Genomic DNA, 18,740 nt, shown 5'->3' with positions numbered 1-18,740 from the left:
CGCCATGCTTGGAATCGGTGCCTGGAAACAACGCATGCCCCAACCGCAGGATGCGCTGCCGGGGCGCGATACACCTATTCGTCCCACCCACCCGCATCACGTCACGGGACGCTCGCTGTTGCCTGAGGCTTTCCCCGGCAGCGAAGTATTGGTTGTCGGCATGGGCTGCTTCTGGGGCGCGGAACGGAAGTTCTGGAGCATCCCTGGCGTTTACAGCACGTCTGTCGGTTATGCCGGCGGCTACACGCCCAATCCGACCTATCGCGAAGTCTGCTCGGGCGAGACCGGTCATACGGAAGTAGTCCAGATCGTATACGACCCCAAGACCGTCGACGTCGGCAGCTTGTTGCGCACGTTCTGGGAAAGCCACGATCCCACCCAGGGCATGCGTCAAGGCAACGACGCGGGTACGCAGTACCGTTCGGCCATCTATGCATCGAGTGCCGAACAGCTCGATGCCGCCGAGGCATCCAAGCGTGAGTATCAAGTGCAGCTCTCACATGCAGGTTACGGCGCGATCACGACGGAAATCGCCATGGCCGGCCCGTTCTATTTCGCCGAGGACGAGCACCAGCAATATCTGTCCAAGCATCCGGATGGTTACTGCGGTTTGGGTGGCACGGGCGTGGTTTGTCCGATCGGGCTCGATGCGGCCTGAGCTGAGGCCATTCGTGGCCCATTGATTCGCGGCTCATTGAAAAGCGGGGCTCTCGATGAGCCCCGTTTTTTACAATTCGATGTTTTAAACGATTCAGCGTGAGCCTGGACTCAAAAAGTTAGCCCTGACACGCTACCATCGGCGCCTGATTGCCGAAGGATCGTGCATGCCCAGGTTTCTTCTATCCACTATCTGGTTGTTGCTGGCTCTTGCCGTGGCGGGCTGCGATGTGCCGCAAGCGGCATCGGGCGCGTCGGCGCAACAATCGAAGTATTCGCTCGGTAGCATTTTCAAAGACCCCAAAGCACAGGCGCTTGCCTTGGCTGCCGAACAGGGGAACGTGGCCGAAGTGCAGCGATTGATGAAGCAAGAGCACGTCAATCCGGATGTCATTTTCAGTGACGACGACAGCGGCATGCCGTTGATTGCGTGGCCCGTGTTTACGCTGAAGCCGGCCGGCCTGAGGGCGATGCTGGAAAATGGTGCAAATCCGAACGCAAGAAAACCAGGGCACACGGTTAAAAAATTCAAGGATGGAAGTGTTTCGGACCACTTCAATTATGACAATGCCATGGTTTGGGCTGCCAAGCAGGACGACCCGATCTATCTGCAACTACTCTTGGACCACGGCGGCGATCCCAATACGCTTAACGGAAATGGAGAAACCTTGTTGTTCCAGGCTTTCATCTGGCACAACCAGTGGAAAAATGTGCAGTTACTAGTGGAACATGGCGCTAACATCAATGCGCCGACTACAGGTTGGTCACTCTTGTCCGACTATACGGCCGAGGGAAATTTTGAGGCGGCTGACTGGTTGTTGCAACATGGCGCCGACCCTACGGAAGGGCGCCCAATCGGGTCTTCGTGGCCACCGGCTCCCAACGCTTTCCCGATCATCGAGTCCATCTTTTGGCATCCCGGCAATCCAAAAGACCCGTCGTGGCAACGTAAATGTCAGCAGTGGCTGCTGCAGCATGGTTACAGGCGGCCGCCGATGCCGGACAATTTTCGTGACATGCGTAAATCTTTCGGTTTGCCCTCCGACGAAAAAGATATTCCTTTACTTTAAAGACAGTTGATCAAGGAGTGATGACATGGCTAGCGATCCGCAGCAAGAGCAGGCGTTGCTACAGCGTCTCCAGCACGGCGATACCGCTCAGCAACGTGAAGGCGCTCAGTTGCAGAAGCTTTATCACGATCGCCAGATGGGACTGTTGGCGGCGGATGTTTATGCGTCGGCCATGGGGCAAGGGCAACCTCCTCCGGGTTGGATACGCGCCAGCGAGCATCCCGAGAAACTTCACGAATTAGCTCCGAATCTGCACCTGAGCGATGCCCAGGTCGGGGAGTTGTTGCATCCCGACAAATCTGGTTTTCGAGCAGAGATATATTTGCCCGATCCAAAGGTCCTTGGCGCTGGGTACGAGCCGGTCGTAGCTTTCAAAGGATCCGCCAACAGCGTAATGACGCCCAACGGATTGCGAGACACCACCCAGGAAGACTTCTTAGCGAATAACTTCCCGCAGTCGGTCGGCATGGAAACCGACTACTACGATCGAGCCATGGGCTTAGCCACGCAGTTGCAGCAGCGTGGCCTTAAGTACGAATTGACCGGTCATAGCCTGGCGGGCGGTATGGCCGCGGCAGCCTCCGCTGTCACCGGCAATCATGCAACAACCTGGAATGCTGCTGGGCTGCATCCGGATACGGCCAAGCGTTTCGCCGAGCAGCATCCCGGCACTACCGTTCATGATGTGAACAAAAGCGTCATCTCGTACCAGGTTCAAGGCGAGCTCCTCAACAACGGCGTGCAGGGCAACATCCATGGCCTGGATTACCTGCAGAAGCAGGAACTCGGCGCGGTGCTGCAGGAAGGCAGCCAGCTGTTGAATCAGGTCCCACAGGCCCGGGAGCTGCTCAAACAGGATCTGGACAAGAACATGCCGCCCGAGGCACAGAAGACCGTGCACGAATTCATCGACAAGGTGGCAACGGGCGACACCAACAAGATGCTGCGCGAGCTTCCGCTTGCGGCAGGTCAGCAGCAGCCTCTGTTGGCGCCGATGATGCCAGCCGGCCCCGATGGCTCGGTGTTGATCGCCCGAAAGAACCAGATGTCGTTGCCCGAAGTGACTTATCTGGCGACGCCGCTGCTCGAGACGGCCGGTGCGGTGGCCAAGGGTGCGCAGATGGGGCATCAGGCGGGCGAGGTCGTCGCTGCCGGAGGCAAGATGACAAATCAGGCATTGCATGCCACCGGCGATGGTGTGCGGAATGTCACCGAAATGGGTGGCCAGGCAGCGCGCTCGGTTACTCAGGCGGGCAGCCAGGTGACGCAGGGAGCCGAGCATCTCGTGGGTGCGGCGGCGGCTCATGGCCGTGTAGCCATAGGTGAGACGAGCGCACGCGTCACCGAGGGTCTGGGGAGCCTTGGACAGTTCACGGCATCGCTGGAAGCCGATGCCTTGCGCAAGGTCGGCAGCGTCTTGCCCGATGGCGCGCAGAAGTGGGTGGACAATCAGGCCAAGCAACTGGATCAGGTTGGCGATACGGTTCATCGCGCCGGGCAGGGCCTGGCCGCCGATGCGCGTCGTGATGCGCATGCCGACGCCGCAACCATTCGCGGTGCTACCCGCTCCGTGCAGGCCGCCACCGATCAGGTCGCTACGCGCGTGGGCAATCTGCAGCACGACGCGATTGCCGGTGCCGGCAAACTGGCGGGCAGTGGGCTGGATGCGACAGGAAATGCGGTGCAGAGCGTGGCCGGCAAGGCGCCGGCAGTCGGCACTGCCGTGGGTGGCGCGGCCGGTCTGGGCGTGGCGGCTGCCTATGAGTTCAGGCCTTCCAACTATCCGCGCCTCGTGGGTGCGGCGGTCGCCGTAGCGAACGGTAAAGCGGCAGGACAGGAAGCGCTGGATCGCCATGGCATGACGACCGTGCTGCCGAGCATGGAGAGCCGCATCGAGAACGTTGAACGCGAGGCGCGTCAGACGTTGCAGCGCAGTGCTCCGCCAAAGGCTCAGAACCAGGAAGCGCCCCGCCTGGACGATCCTGCGCACGCGGGTCATGCAATGTATAAGCAGGCGCGCGACGGCGTGCATAAAGTCGACGCGCAGATGGGGCGGACATCGGACCAGCACAGCGACAATCTTGCCGGCGCGCTGACGGCGGCAGCGAAGGCCGGTGGTCTCAACCGGATCGATGCGGTCGCACTAAGCGACAACGGCGCAAAGGCATTTGCTGTGGAGCACGTGATCCCTAATGCGCTCTCGCGCGATGCGCATGTCGAGACCGCACAGGCGGTGAACCAACCGCTCGCTCACAGCACGGCGCAGTGGCAGCAAGCGGCGCAGCAACAGACGCAGACTCAGGCTCAAACGCAGACGCAGACGCAGCAACAGCAGCAGGCCAATCCGCAACAGTCGGCGATTAGCATGGGTGGTCGCTGAGATGAATGCTGCCGGTTTGGGTCTCGAATAACTTCCTATCCGTCATCCCGGCGAAGGCCGGGATCCAGTGACTTTGTGGTGGGTTGTCGCGAGAGCGATCCAGCATTTGCTCTACCGCAAAAATCGGAAACCGAAGCCGCTGGATGACCAGCTTCGCTGTTGTAAAGCTCCTCCGGCCTTCGCCGGGATGACGGGTTGGAGAACCGAGGTTATTCGAGTTTTACCCGCGTCACTCAGACCTGCACACGCGTCGCACGTCCACCCTCGATATGCGGCTGCATCAACTCCGCCGGAAGGCTCTTGATCACGTCGGTAAAGCGCTTGAGGAACGTCGTCATCGACGAACTCTTGCGCCAGACCAGCGCAAGGCGGCGACTCGGCGCGTGCCCGGAAAATTCCAGCAGATGCACGTTGTCGGTGCGCGCCATCGGCGGTTTGATCGCCAGCGTGGGCAGCAAGGTAATGCCGACATTGGCTGCAACCATCTGTCGTAGCGTTTCCAGACTGGTCGCGCGAAAGCCGGTTTTTTCACCCGCACCGGCCAACTGACAGACTTCCAGCGCCTGGTCGCGCAGGCAGTGCCCGTCTTCGAGCAGCAGCAGGTTTTCGTCTTCCAGGTCGCTGAGTTTCAGGCGACTCTTTTTCTGTGCCAACGGATGCGCCTCCGGCACCGCCAATACGAAAGGCTCTTCGAATAGAAATTCGCTATGCAGACTGTCTTCGTGCACCGGCAGGGCGAGCACGCCGGCGTCGAGCGAGCCTTCGCGCAGCATGCGGATGACGTGCTCGGTTTTCTCTTCGATCAGCAGCAGTTCCAGGCGCGGAAAACGCGTGCGCACCAGCGGCACCAGGTGCGGCAGCAGATACGGACCAAGCGTGGGGAACACGCCCAGGCGCAACGAGCCCGACTCCGGGTCGCGCGTGCGTTGCGCGATGGCCTTGATCTCGTCGATCTCCGAAATCACGCCGCGTGCGCGACGGGCGATCTCCCTTCCGGTTTCCGTCAGCAGCACTTTGCGCGGCGTACGTTCGACCAGTGCGACGCCCAGTTCGTCTTCCAGTTTCTTGATCTGCGTGGACAGCGTGGGTTGGCTCACGAAGCTCGCTTCCGCCGCGCGACCGAAATGCCGATGCTCGGCCAGTGCTACGAGATAGTGCAGGTCGCGAAGGTTCATGGGCTGCGTAAAGCTCGATAGGGTATGTCTATCATTATGATACTAACAATCAATTTGAGCAATGAATGTCGGGCGCGTATCTTTCGTTTTGTCGGGACGCAGCCAGGTTGGCAATCAACCGCTCTCCCGCACGGCGCGCGCCATCCCCTCCCCCCGCCAGGTGCGCGCCAACTCCAAACCGATAGCGACCCTTTGTGGCGCTATCGGTTTTTTTTTGCCCGAAGTTCAGTGGGTTCCCGCGCAAGCCTTTTTCGTGTCGAACCAGGCCCATGCCTTATGGCACTGTGTCCGAAGTCATGCTGCTCCTAGCGTGGCGGCTCGTTTTCACCCCTAGGGAATCCCCAGCCATGCGTCAGTTCGTACGTCCGCTCGTGCTTACCGCGCTCGCCGCCTGTTGCGGCACCGCGCTTGCAGCTTCCGCTGCCAACGATCAGCCGCACGGCAAGCTGCCGCGCTGGGCGATGCCCGAGTCGTACCAGCTGAGCTTCAAGGTGGATCCGCGTCAGCAGGATTTTTCCGGCAGCACCACGATCAAGCTCAAGCTCACCCAGGCGTCCGATCACATCTGGCTGCATGGCCGCGAATTGAAGGTCTCCAAGGTCGTCGTGACCGATGCCGCCGGCAAGAAGCACAACGCCAAATATGTCGAGGTCGCGCCGGATGAAGGCGTAGCGAAGATCGATTTCGGCAGCAGCTTGAAGCCGCAGGAACTGAGTGTGGCGATCGAGTACACCGCGCCGCTCAACCAGCAGCTGCAGGGTTTGTACAAGGTAAGCCACGAGGGCCAGCCCTATGCGATGACGCAGATGGAGCCGATCAGCGCGCGCTATGCGTTCCCCGGTTTCGACGAACCGTCCTTCAAGACGCCGTTCGATCTGACCCTGACCATTCCCAATGACGAAGTCGGCATCGCCAACACCAAGCAGGTGAAGGAAGAACCGGCCGGCGACGGCTGGAAGAAGCTGAGCTTCTCGCAGACCGAGCCGCTGCCGACCTATCTGGTTGCCTTTGGTGTCGGCCCGTGGGATGTGGTCAAAGGCCCGGATATCTCGGCGACGGAATTCCGTAATCACAGCACCGAGCTGCGCGGTATCGCCGCCAAGGGTGAAGGCCATCGCATGCAGCATGTGCTGGGCGAGACGCCGTCGATTATCCACACGCTGGAGAACTACTACGGCTTCGGCTATCCGTGGGACAAGCTCGACCTGCTCGCCGCACCCGACTTCTCCGCCGGCGCAATGGAAAACCCGGGTTTGGTGACGTTCCGCGACTGGCTGCTGCTGCTCGACAAGGACTCCCCGGCCAACTACGTGCGCGGTTCGTTCAACGTTACCGCGCATGAGCTGGCGCACCAGTGGACCGGCGACACCGTGACCATGGGCTGGTGGGACGACCTGTGGCTCAACGAAGCCTTTGCCACCTGGATGCAGCAGAAGGTGACGCAGAAGGTGCACCCGGAATACCGCGCCGATCTCGACCGCGTGCGGGGTGCACAAGGCGCGATGAACAACGACAGCCTGGTGACCGCGCGCAAGATCCGTCAGGAGATCACCGGCAACGGCGACATCGAAACCGCGTTCGACGGCATCACCTATCAGAAGGGCGCCAGTGTGCTCGGCATGTTCGAGGGCTACGTCACCGAGCCGGTGTTCCAGAAGGGCATGCGTGCCTACATCCAGGAGCACAAGTTCGGCAACGCGACCGCCGACGATCTGATCGATTCGATCGCCAAGGCGGCTGACAAGGGCGATGACTTCAAGGCCGCGTTCCGCAGCTTCCTCAATCAGTCCGGTGTGCCGTACGTGCAGACCAAGCTGACCCAGGAAGGCGGCAAGACCGTGTTGCATCTGACCCAGAGCCGCTACCTGCCAGTCGGCAGCGCCGGCGATGCCAATCGCGTGTGGGGCGTGCCGGTATGCGTGCGCTACGGTGCGACGAGCGGCAGCAAGGTGGCCTGTGAACTGCTGAGCCAGAAGGACGGCTCGATGGTCCTTGCCGACGCCGCCAAGAACACCTGGGTGATGCCGAACGCGAACGGCTCGGGCTACTACCGTTTCGGCATGGACAAGGCCGACCTTGGCGCGCTCGGCAAGCAGATCGGCAAGCTCGACGATGCCGAACAGCTCGCCTATGCCGATGCGATCGGTTCGGGTTTCCGTCACGGCGATCTCGATGCCCATGATGTATTGGCTGCACTCAAGCCGCTGACGGCTTCCAAGACGCGCGAAGTAGTTACCGCGCCGTTGACTGAAATCGACTGGATTTACGAAAACGAAGCGGTCACCGATGCACAGCGCGCCCACGTGCAGAGCTGGGTCAAGGCGGCTTATCTGCCGCGTCTGCAGCAGCTCGGCTACAAGCGCAAGGCCGGCGAGCCGGACGGCGATTCGCTGCTGCGTAGTGCCCTGGCCGAAAGCCTGGCGCTGGATTACTCGATTCCCGAGGTCCGTGCCGAGCTGCTCAAGCAGGGCGATGCAGCGCTCAAGACCAAGGCCGATGGCAGTCTCGACCTGGCCGCCGCCGATCCGGATCTGCTTGGCAGCGCGCTGGGCGTGGCGGTGCAGGAGCGCGGCAAGCCGGCGCTCGACGAGCTGATCGCGCAGTTGCCCAAGACCAGCGACCCGGCCTCGCGCAATGCCATGCTGCAAGGCATTGCGTCGGTCAAGGATCCGGCCGATGCCGAGCGTGCACGTAACTTTGCGCTTGGCAAGGACGTCAAGGTCGGCGAGATGGCCGCCATCCTGCGTGGCAATCGCGACACCCAGACCAGTCGCGACGCGATCTGGAACTGGTCGGTGGCCAACTACGACAAGATCATCGCCCGTACCGGCAGCTTTGCTGGTGGCCGTCTGCCCAGCATGATGGGTGGTGGCGGTTGCTCGCAGGCCGAGGCTGATCGCCTGGAGGCGTTCTTCAAGCCGCGTCTGAAAGACGTAACCGGTGCCGAGCGCGGTCTCGCCCAGACGCGTGAGAACACGCTGCTGTGCGCCGCACTCAAGGCCAAGCAGGATCCCGCCGCGATCACGCGCTGATCGACCGGGTAGATCGAAACGACGCCGGGCGGTGCGAACCGCCCGGCGTTTTTATTGGCTCCGGGCCAACCCCATTCAGCTGGACCCGCCGTTGCACCTACACTGAGCCGTGCCATGGGGGCAGGGGAGAGACAGGTATGCGTCGTTGGTTTGTTTTGGCCGTGCTATGGATCGCGGCATCGCCGCTGTTTGCGCAGGACATCCCGTCGCCGTTGCGCGATTGGCAGGGCTGGGTGCTTCACGACCTGCCGCAGCATGCCTGTCCTTTTCCCGCCGATCAGCAACCACAGGCAGGGACCTATCGATGTGCATGGCCTGGGAGGCTGGCACTGGACGCGGACAAGAGCGGCGCGCGCTTCAGCCTGGATGTTCATGTCGACGCGCCAGGCTGGATCGCATTGCCGGGCGACGCGCGCTACTGGCCACAGCAGGTCACGGCCAACAACAAGCCTGTACCGGTATTGAAGAACGACGACCAACCGCAGGTGTGGCTGGAAAGCGGCGACTACAGCCTGCGCGGCAACCTGCCATGGAGCGAGCGTCCCGCCGATCTGGTCGTGCCCGAAACGATCGGCCTGATTCATCTCAAGCTCGATGGCGCCGAGGTCACGCGTGTCGAACGCGACGGCGATCAGTTGACGCTGGGCGAGGCGGCGGCAACCCAGCGCGCCGCCGATGCTTTATCGGTACGCGTGTATCGACACCTGCAGGATGGTCTTCCGGGGACGCTCGAAACAAGGGTGATGCTCAATGTCGCCGGCAGCGCGCGTGAGCAATGGCTGGGACCGGCGTTGCCCAAGGGCTTTGTCGCCACCTCGCTCGATGCCGATCTGCCGGCACGCCTGGAGAACGACGGTCGCCTGCGCGTGCAACTGCGGCCCGGCGACTGGACTGTGACCTTGCATGCCCGCGCGGTGGAGCCGCTGCAGCAGGTGGACTTGCCGGCGACGTCGGCGCCTTGGCCTGCGCAGGAAATCTGGAGCTATTCCGACCAGCCAGAGCTGCGCAGTACGCGTGTCGACGGGCAGGGTACGGATGCTGCACAAGGCGGCGTGCCGAGTGAATGGCAGGCATTGCCCGCCTATGTGATGGACAAGAGCCATGGTGTCACGATCGAGCTGGGCACGCGTGGCGGTGAAGGTGGGCAAGGCGATCGGCTGACCTTGACGCGTGAGCTGTGGCTGGACTTCGACGGCAGCGGTTTGAACGTGACTGATCACGTGGATGGCGAGCTGCACAATACGCAACGGCTGAACGTCGCCGCGCCCTGGCAGTTGCAGCGCGCGTCGCTCAATGACATGCCGTTGCTGATCACTTCCGGCAGCGATCAGCGTGAAGGTATCGAGGTACGCAACAAGAAGATCGATCTGTCTGCCGGTCTTCGTTTGCCCACCCATGCGGGAACATTGTCCGCGGCCGGTTGGCAGGTGCCATTCGAGCATATCGATGCCACGCTGCATCTGCCTTACGGCTATCGCCTGCTTGGCGCTCCCGGTGCGGATCATGCGCCTGACACCTGGGTCGCTCGCTGGAGCCTGCTCGATCTGTTCGTCGTCGCGTTGATCGCGCTGCTCACCGGTCGCTGGCTGGGCTGGTCGTGGACCTTGGTGGCGGTCGGGTTTCTCGTATTGTCGCAACACGAAGTCGGCGCGCCGCGCTGGACGTTGGGCGTCGCGCTGGCGCTCGCCCTGTTGATGCGTGCGTTGCCGGCAGGCCGCTTGCACGGTGTCGCGCGGATCGGCGCAGCCGCCGCGCTGCTATTGGGCATCCTGTTCTCGTTGCCTTTTGCGGCAACGCAGATGCAGTACGCACTGCATCCTCAACTGGACCAAGGCGAATTTTTGCCGGAGGATGCCGTGCAAATGGTCAAGCCGTTACCGGCGGCGGAGCTCGCCCCTGCACCTGCACCTGCACCGCCGCCGCAGGCTGAAATGCTCATGGGCAACAACGGAATAGTGGGCGGCGTGGCCGCGCCGCCCAAGGCCATGAAGGAGCGGCGTGACGCTGCCAGCCTGTCGAGCATCACGGTGTCGGCCGCACGCATGCCGACGTCTGCAAAGGCCTATGACTTCGACACGCGCAGCGTGATCCAGGCCGGCCGCGGTACGCCACACTGGGACGTCGGCAACGACTACGTCCTGGGATGGTCTGGCCCGGTGACGGTGGACCAGACGATGCGACTGGTCATTGCACCGTCATGGCTGGTCCGCTTGTTGCGCGTAGCGATGCTTGCACTGCTGATCGTGTGGTTGGCCCGGCTTGCGCTGTCGCTATGGCATACCTCCGCTGGCTCATGGCCGCGTTGGCGCATGCGTGGAGGCGCTGGTGCAGCGTTGCTGGCGATCGCCTTGCTGCCGCACGGCGCCCATGCGCAAGCGCTGCCAGACCAGGACCTGTTGAACCAACTGCATGGCCGCCTGGTCGAGGCGCCCAAGTGCGTGCCGCAATGTGCCGCGGTAGCGCAGGCGACCGTGCAGGCCAACGGTGACGATATCGTTGTCGACATGGAGGTCCATATCGGCGCCACCGTGGCGTTCCAGTTGCCACATCCCGATGACGCGCTGGCGCTACAAACCGTCACCGCCGATGGTCATGGCGACGCGCCGTTGGGGCGCGACGGCGATGAGCTATGGCTGCGGCTGGACCGTGGCGTGCACAAGGTCAGCTTGCGCTATCACGCCAGCAATGCCGATACGGTGGGTTTGCTGTTCTCGGACGCACCCCAGCGCGTCGTCTTTGCCGGGCAGGGCTGGTCTACCGAAAGCATCGATGCAGGGCGTCTGCTCGGCGACAGCCTTGCGCTGAATCGAGTGCGCAGTGCGAGCGGTGCAAACAATCAGCCACAAGCCACGCAGACGTTTCCGCCCTATGTGCGTGTCACGCGTACCGTGATGCTGGACGTGGACTGGACCGTGCGTACGCAGGTCGAGCGCATCGCACCCACCGAGGGCGGTTTCAGTCTCGATGTACCTTTGCTTGCAGGCGAGCACCCCACCGGCGAAGACTTGCGCGTTCATGACGGGCATATCGGGGTCACCTTCAATGCCGGACAGAACACGGTTGAATGGAGCAGCCGCCTCGATCACGTCGATAAGCTCGTATTGAAAGCGCCTGGCCTGGGCGAGCGCGCGGAGATATGGGTGTTGCAGGCAGCTGCCATCCTGCACGTGGACAGCGAAGGTGTGCCGGGAAGTAGCGACGACGATGGCTTGAGCTTTCATCCGCTGCCCGGCGAACAATTGCAATTGACGATCAGCCGGCCAAAAGCGGTCGCCGGACAAAGCCTGGCGTTCGATCAGGTAACGATCGACCAGCAGACCGGCGAGCGGGCGACCGATACGACCGTGACTTTGCGTATTCGCAGCACACGTGGCGGCGAGCACGCCATCACCTTGCCTCCCGGCACCACCTTGCTCAACGCACACCGCGACGGCGTCGCGCTCAACCTGGGTATCCGCGACGGCAAACTTGGACTGCCGCTGTTGCCGGGCGACCACAATTATGTGATCGGCTTGCGTGAGCCGCATGGTATGACGACGTTACTGCGGACATCATCGTTCGATCTAGGAGCATCCGCGGCCAACATCGATGTGCATGCGGGTCTGCCGCACGATCGCTGGGTGCTGTGGACATGGGGACCCACCGACGGTCCGGCGGTGTTGTACTGGCCGCAGTTGATCGTGTTGTTGGTCGTTGCGTGGCTGCTTGCCCGCTATGCCCCAACCCCGTTGCGTTTTCATCAGTGGCTTCTGTTGGGTCTGGGTTTTTCCGCCATGGCCTGGGGCGCGTTCGCATTGGTTGCGGCCTGGCTGATCCTGTTTGGCCTGCGTGCGCGCTACGAACTGACAGAAAAATCCAGGGTATTTTTGTTTAACGTGATTCAAGGCTTTTTGATCGCCTTCAGCGTTGCCGCATTGGTTGTGCTGATCGGCGCGGTACCCAGTGGCCTGCTCGGCCTGCCCAATATGCATATCGTGGGTAACGACTCGTCGGCAACGAGCTTGAACTGGTTCATCGATCAGGCTACCGGGCAACTCCCGCGCGGCAGCGTCTTCAGCGTGTCGCTGTGGATCTACAAGATCGCCATGCTGGCGTGGGCGCTATGGCTGGCCAATGCCTTGATCGGTTGGATACGCTGGGCGTTCGCGGCCTGGAGCCGTGGCGGTTACTGGCAGAAACGCATGAAGATCACGCAGGAAGAAGATAAGGCATGACCGATGTAAGACAGGCATTGACCGAAGGCTCGCAGCGCATCGAACGCAGCGAAGCCGAGCTGTTGCTGCTGTACGCGCTGGACAAACCGCGCAGCTGGTTGATCGCGCACGATACCGATCCGCTCGACGCAACGGCGCTGCGCACTTACCGCGCCATGCTCGAGCGTCGTGCGGTCGGTGAGCCGATCGCCTATATTGTGGGCCGGCGCGGTTTCTGGTCGTTCGACCTGGAAGTTTCTCAGGCCACGCTGATCCCGCGGCCGGAAACCGAGTTGCTGGTCGAGCTTGCATTGCAACGGCTGCCGACCGATGTGCCTGCATCGGTGGTCGATCTCGGTACCGGCAGCGGCGCGATCGCGCTGGCGCTTGCCCATGAGCGCAAGCGCGCGCACGTCGTGGCGACCGATCGCAGTGTCGATGCCCTGGCCGTGGCCGAACGCAATGCGCAACGACTCGACGTACGTCTCGAATGCGTGCAGGGTGACTGGCTCGAACCGTTGGCGGGCCGGCGCTTCGACATGATCGTATCCAATCCGCCTTATATCGAAGCCGATGACGTGCATCTTGGACAGGGCGATCTGCGCTTCGAGCCGCCACGCGCGCTATCGTCAGGCCCCGATGGCCTCGATGCCATACGTCAGATCGTTCAGGACGCGCCGGCGCACCTGGAGCGAGGCGGCTGGCTGCTGATGGAGCATGGCTGGAATCAGGGCGATGCCGTACGGCAGGTATTGCAGGCGGCAGGCTTTGCGGACGTAACGACATTCCGCGACCTGGAAGATCGCGACCGGGTCAGCGGTGGTCGCTACGGCTGACTCGATCATGCACCCGGGTGATATACACGCTCGGTATGTTCCTTCAGTTGTTCCGGCCAGAAGTAGACGGTGCGCAGGCTGCCTGTCGTGTAGCGCTCGGCTTCGTCATTGAAGTGCGGTGATTCCGGGTGGCCGCTTTCACCACCCGCCGTCACCGCACGCGCCTGCACTTTCGGGCCGAATTCGACCACGGCGACAAAGCTGTTGCCGCTGGTGCCGTAATAGCGTTTCGTGCCAGGCCAGCGGTGCGCGCCGAACGAGGCGAGCGAGCCCCAGCGCGATGAGGTGAACGGCACGGGGATGCTGGGTTTGGCGTCGTTGAACGGTTGCACGATGGCGCCGTCGATACGCTGGAAGCGGTTGACCTCGCCCCACGGCACGCCCCAGCTACCGAAATCTTTTTCAAGACGATCCGATGCTTCGCCGAGCGCCAGCAGACGCGCCTGGCTACCCGCCTTGGTGGCCATGACGTCGTAGATCGACAGGCCTTCGTGGGTGTCGAAGGTATCGACCTTGTCCCAGAGCATGTCGCCCCAGAACACCGCCAGCGTGGTCGGCATCGAGGCGATGCCCCAGCGATAGTCCCAGTGACGCAGCAGGGCAATCTGTCCGGCGAGCTTTTTCTTCAGCGGATCATTTGCCGGCAGGGCATCGTAGTCGGCGAGTAGCACGGGTATCTGGCGCGCGAACGCGGGCAGATAGGAATCGAACGCAGCACTGATCAGCGATGCCATGGTGAAGTCGGACTGGTCGCTCAGCACGCGCGTGGCGTGGAGACCGCGCGGGTTCTCGCCCGCGCTGTCCATGTAGCGCGGATAGTCCTCGCGCTTGGGGCTGTATTGCGCGGCGGCCGAGTAGGGCCAGTTGTTGGTATTGGCGATCCATCCGTTGGCCGGGTTGAGCAGATGCGGCGCTTCGTTCAATGCGTGCAGGCCCTTCCAATCCGTTGCCGGATCGCTGCCGTCCACGGGCTTGGTGTAATCGAATCGATCGTCGCGCCGCGGAATGAATTGTGGATGCAGGTACGCGATCTCGCCCTTGTCATCGGCAAAGATGGTGTTGTTGGAAGAGTTGGCCTTGAGCTCGGCGACTTTCATGTAGCTCGCATAGTCGCTGGCCTTGGTGCGCAACCAGCTCTGTTCGAGCGCCTCCATCGGTTTGTTCATGAGTGCGATGGCGATCCATTTGTCATCGGTCGCGCGCACGATCGGGCCGTGGTGGCTGGCATAGACGGTAAAGCGGCGGTTGCCCATGGAGCCATCGGGCTTGCGGAAGGGCACGTCGATCGTGCGCGTGGTTATCGGTCGAAGCTCGTTGCCGTAGCGATAGAATGGTTTGCCATCCTTGCGCACGATCGTCTCGGCGAATTCGTCGACGACATCGGCACCGGTAGAGGTGTGCATCCACCCGATGTGATGGTTGAAGCCCTGGTAGACGAAGAACTGGCCCCAGGTCACCGCGCCGTACGCATCCAGTCCCGCGTCGCTGCTCATCTGCAGCTCGGAACGGAAAAAGAATGACGTATGCGGGTTGATCAGTAGCAGGGCATGTCCATCCGCGCTCAGCTTGGGCGCGATCGCGATGCCATTGGAACCCGAAGGTTCCTGCCAGCTCGACGGCGTTTCGACAAAGGCGACCGGTTCACCATCGTGGCCATAGAAGGCTTGCAGCCTGTCGAGCGATACCCGTTCGATATCGCCGCCGATGCTGCCTTCGCTGAAACTCAGCGCCATCCACGGTTCGAAATGCGTGATGACGCGCGGGTGCGTCTGCGGGTGCGTGGCGAGGTAATAGTTGAGGCCATCCGCCCAGGCGTTCATCAGGTCTTTCAGCCAGCGCGGGCTGGCGGCGTAGCGTTGCTTGAGCACCGTCGGGTCGATGAACAGCTTCATGCGCAGATCGCGCCAGAGTGCCGATTCGCCGTCGGCCTCGGCGAGCCGGCCAAGCGCATTGAGGTAGTTGGTCTCGACGCGGTTGAAGTCGTCTTCCGCCTGCGCGTAAACCATGCCGAACACCGCATCCGCATCGGTCTTGCCGTGCACATGGGCGATGCCCCAATCGTCGCGAGTGATCGTGACGGCCTGTGCCTGTGCTTGCCAGCGCACTGCGTCGGCTGTCTGTGCCTGCGTCTTGCAGCTTGGCGCAAACGCTAGAAGGCAGGCGAGCGCGAGGGAATAAGGCGAACGGAATCGGCGGGTGTCGGGATGCATCGCTGTTCGCTTGGCCTCGGCAGAGCGTCCGATGATATCGCCTGCCTCCCGCGCGGGAGAGGCAGGCATGTCGAGCCTTTACTTGGTGCCGAACATGGCCGCGGCATCGGCCTTGAAGGCTTCGCCACTGGTCGAGCGGCTATAGAACATGTGACCACCCGGGTAGACGGCCAGCTTCACGCGTTGCGCCTGGCCGAACGCCGGCATCTGATTGATGATCAGCTGCGAGGTATAGAACGGGCAGGACAGATCGTTATAGCCGTGCGCGATCAGTACCTTCATGTTCGGATCGTTGGCGATCGCCTTGCGCAGATCGGTGACGGGTTTGTCGTCGCTGGTGCCACGATCCCAAGCGCGGTTGACTTCGTACGACAGTGCTTCGTAATGGGCCTCGGTCTTCCAACCCACCTCGCGCGTGACAAAGTCGACCATCGCGCTGGTGGCCGGAGCCAGCAGGGCTTCGAGAATCGGATCGCCCGAGGCGCGCTGCGCCGAGCCGGGGAAGGGGTCCCAGGCGGTGACGTTGGAATCGTAGACGCTGCCGATCTTGCGATCGGAGCGATGGATCTCGCGCAGGAAAGTATCGACGTCTACACGGCCATCCAGTTTGGCGACCAGCGCCTGGTCAAGTCCGGTATAGCCGGACACCTTCTGTACCATGCGGCCGATCGCGCCCGGGTCCGAGCGGCCGGCAAGGAAATCGGTGACAAACTGCGTGCGCACGTAAGTTTCGACGTCGTTCATCGCTTCGGGCGTGAGCTTGCCCTGCGATTCCAGGTGCGCAGCCGTCATCGATGGCAGGTTGATCATCCATGACAGCGGCGACAGTGAATCGTCGTCACCGATGGCGGCGGGATCGAGATAGGGCGACACCATCACCAGGCCGCTGACGCCCACACCCATCTTGGTCTGCAGCGCATAGGCGATGCGTGGTGCGCGATAACCGCCGTAGCTTTCACCCATCACGTACTTGGGCGCGCGCAGGCGGCCGTGTTCGACCAGCCAGTCGTAGACCACGCGCGACAGGTAGGTAATGTCCGTCTCGGTCGAATAGAAGTCTTTCTTGGTGCTGGCTTCGTCTTCCAGTGACCGCGAAAAGCCGGTACCGACCGGGTCGATAAACACCAGGTCGCTCATGCCCAGCCAGGTGTTGGGATTGTCCTTGGAGACGGCCGCATCGGACGGCGCATCGCCATCGACGCCGAACTGGATGCGCTTGGGGCCGATCGCGCCCATGTTCAGATACACCGAGGACGCGCCGGGGCCGCCGTTGAAGGCAAACGTGACCGGGCGGCGCGGGTCCTTGCCCGGCACAACATAGGCGGTAAATACCACCTCGGCGATCTTCTTGCCCTTGGCGTCGCGCACCGGGATGGTGCCCACGGTAGCGTCATACGAAATCGTCTTGCCATCGACGCGCACGCTCTGATGCACGGTCTTGTCGGCGGGTAGCGGCGGCAAATCGTTATCCGATTTCTTGTCCGCTTCGGCTTCCGCCGCAGGCTTCTTGTCGGCGGCGATGGCGCTGGCCCAAGGGGTCAGGGTAAAGCCGGCGACGAGCATGGCTGCAAGCCAGGCGATGCGGTGCTTGGCTGGGGCCGCTGAGATGGATATGCCAGTTTGACGAACCATAGGGTCTCTCACGATTGATTGTCGGCGACACACGCTGGCCTTCGACGAGGCTGGCGCATGGGCAAACGGTATACATGAGCCAAGAGGCCTCGTCGCAACAGTGCAAGAAGGCATGGGCGGGACCCTTTACGGTCTGGCGTCCGAATCCACCGCTGTAGGCGGTGCCATGGATATTGGGTAGGCCAGGCATGAGGCGACACGCTTTTGCCGTACTTCTCTCAAACCGGGTATCGCTGTTTGGATTGAATCGGCATGCCGTAACTTTCTACGACGACCAAGGACGGTGTCATGAAAATAAATACTCTGGCGAAAGTGATGCTTTCGCTGGTCAGCCTGGTTGTCTGCGCGCAGACCTGCCTGGCGGCCGCTACGCAGGCAAGGGAATCGGGTGAGTTCAAACATCCAGGGGTTTTTCTGGATGCCGCACAGATCGAGGCGGTACGGAAAAATATCTCTGCCGGCTCGAGCGTGACCATGCAGGCGCTCCAGGCCATGCAGAAGTCGCCGCTGGCGAGCCTCGATTACCAGCCCAAGCCCTGGGCTGTGGTCGAATGCGGCAGCTTTTCCAAGCCCGATCTGGGCTGTACGGACGAGAGCAACGATGCTCAGGCGGCCTATACGCATGCGCTTCTTTGGGCTTTCCTTCGCGACGCGCGGCATGCACGCAAGGCCGTGGAAATCATGGACGCCTGGTCGACGACGCTCACGGGAGGACATACCAACGCCAACGCTCCTTTACAGGCGTCGTGGAACGCGCAGTTGTGGCCGCGCACCGCCGAAATCATTCGTTACACCTCGGACGCGTGGGCTCCCCAGGCCATCGCTCGTTTCGAAACGATGTTGCGCACCCAATATCTTCCCAACATCGTGGCGATGGGGCGATGCCACGTATTCAACTGGCAAGCCAGCGCGATCGAGGCGCGTGCCAATATCGCCATCTTCACGGATGATCGCGCCGGTTTTGAGGAGGCTATCGGCCTGTGGCCCGAACGCGTGCGCAGCAGCCTGTATATGAGTGCGGATGGCGCCGTTCCCCAGTCGCATTCCTGGTGCCCCAAGCAGGGTGAGGCACTCATCAAGGACTGGTTTGGCCAGCGAACCTTCGTGGACGGACATGCCCAGGAGACATGCCGGGATCTGGAGCACACGGCCTATGGCCTGGCGGCATTGATCAACGTTGCCGAAACCGCGCGTATCCAGGGTGTCGACCTGTATGGTCCGGAAAAAGCGCGGCTTATGGCCGCGATGGAATATCACGCCAGACTGAAGAACCGTTCCGGTGTGCCGGACTGGCTCTGCGGTGGGACATTGAAGGGCGATCTGACCGGAACCATGGAGGTCGGCTACAACCACTACGTAGGCCGGGAGGGCAACGAGCTACCCGAAACGTCTGCGTGGCTCAATGCGCGGCGCCCCATGAAGGGCTACTTCCATTATCTGTGGGAAACCATGACGCATGCGCAGACAGCGCCCTCGCGTTGAGCTACGCAGCACGAAAGTTTGCGAGGGCATCGCCGCCCGAAGAAAGCCGGCCGCTGCTGAAGAGCAGGCGCTG

10 protein-coding genes are annotated in these 18,740 nt (G+C 62.0%); 7 read left to right on the top strand and 3 right to left on the bottom strand.

Annotated elements, in window-relative coordinates; all coding sequences use genetic code 11:
- Positions 1 to 4: 4 nt before the first annotated feature.
- From msrA to ACZ6WW_RS07090, 3 genes are all read left to right on the top strand, one after another.
- On the top strand, positions 5 to 658 hold the full coding sequence (msrA, locus tag ACZ6WW_RS07100) for a peptide-methionine (S)-S-oxide reductase MsrA (protein WP_465273591.1): 654 nt from the start codon (positions 5 to 7) through the stop codon (positions 656 to 658).
- A gap of 166 nt (positions 659 to 824) precedes the next feature.
- Entirely contained in the window at positions 825 to 1,727 is a 903-nt protein-coding gene (locus ACZ6WW_RS07095) for an ankyrin repeat domain-containing protein (protein ID WP_465273590.1), read from the top strand.
- A gap of 25 nt (positions 1,728 to 1,752) precedes the next feature.
- Positions 1,753 to 4,107: a Tle-like phospholipase domain-containing protein gene (locus ACZ6WW_RS07090; protein WP_465273589.1), complete on the top strand. Its 2,355-nt coding sequence runs from the start codon at positions 1,753 to 1,755 to the stop codon at positions 4,105 to 4,107.
- A 233-nt stretch (positions 4,108 to 4,340) separates the two neighbouring features.
- On the opposite strand, the gene oxyR is transcribed toward ACZ6WW_RS07090, so the two are convergent.
- The gene (gene oxyR, locus ACZ6WW_RS07085; protein WP_465273588.1) at positions 4,341 to 5,282 is read right to left on the bottom strand and encodes a DNA-binding transcriptional regulator OxyR; all 942 of its coding nucleotides are present in this window, start codon (positions 5,280 to 5,282) and stop codon (positions 4,341 to 4,343) included.
- A gap of 347 nt (positions 5,283 to 5,629) precedes the next feature.
- Here oxyR and ACZ6WW_RS07080 point away from each other — a divergent pair, with 347 nt between their 5' ends.
- From ACZ6WW_RS07080 to prmC, 3 genes are all read left to right on the top strand, one after another.
- Positions 5,630 to 8,314: a M1 family metallopeptidase gene (locus tag ACZ6WW_RS07080; RefSeq protein ID WP_465273587.1), complete on the top strand. Its 2,685-nt coding sequence runs from the start codon at positions 5,630 to 5,632 to the stop codon at positions 8,312 to 8,314.
- Between the two features lie 137 nt (positions 8,315 to 8,451).
- Positions 8,452 to 12,528, top strand: a complete 4,077-nt coding sequence (locus tag ACZ6WW_RS07075; RefSeq protein ID WP_465273586.1) for a hypothetical protein — start codon at positions 8,452 to 8,454, stop codon at positions 12,526 to 12,528.
- Positions 12,525 to 13,343: a peptide chain release factor N(5)-glutamine methyltransferase gene (gene prmC / locus ACZ6WW_RS07070; RefSeq protein WP_465273585.1), complete on the top strand. Its 819-nt coding sequence runs from the start codon at positions 12,525 to 12,527 to the stop codon at positions 13,341 to 13,343. Before ACZ6WW_RS07075 ends, prmC begins: the two co-directional genes overlap by 4 nt.
- A 5-nt stretch (positions 13,344 to 13,348) precedes the next feature.
- Here prmC and ACZ6WW_RS07065 read toward each other — a convergent pair whose 3' ends face one another.
- Together ACZ6WW_RS07065 and ACZ6WW_RS07060 are read right to left on the bottom strand one after the other, a co-directional pair.
- Complete coding sequence (locus tag ACZ6WW_RS07065; RefSeq protein ID WP_465273584.1) at positions 13,349 to 15,553, bottom strand: penicillin acylase family protein; 2,205 nt, start codon at positions 15,551 to 15,553, stop codon at positions 13,349 to 13,351.
- Positions 15,554 to 15,631: 78 nt separating this feature from the next.
- Positions 15,632 to 17,185, bottom strand: a complete 1,554-nt coding sequence (locus tag ACZ6WW_RS07060; protein ID WP_465273583.1) for a S10 family peptidase — start codon at positions 17,183 to 17,185, stop codon at positions 15,632 to 15,634.
- Between the two features lie 288 nt (positions 17,186 to 17,473).
- Between ACZ6WW_RS07060 and ACZ6WW_RS07055 the strand changes: the two genes are divergently transcribed.
- Positions 17,474 to 18,667 (top strand): alginate lyase family protein, encoded by a 1,194-nt coding sequence (locus ACZ6WW_RS07055; protein ID WP_465273582.1) that lies wholly within the window; start codon positions 17,474 to 17,476, stop codon positions 18,665 to 18,667.
- Positions 18,668 to 18,740: the final 73 nt, after the last annotated feature.

It is taken from the genome of Dyella sp. NPDC103356, from assembly GCF_055584465.1.
The sequence above is the reverse complement of the archived record's forward strand: the minus strand, read 5'-3'. Positions and strand labels throughout refer to the sequence as shown.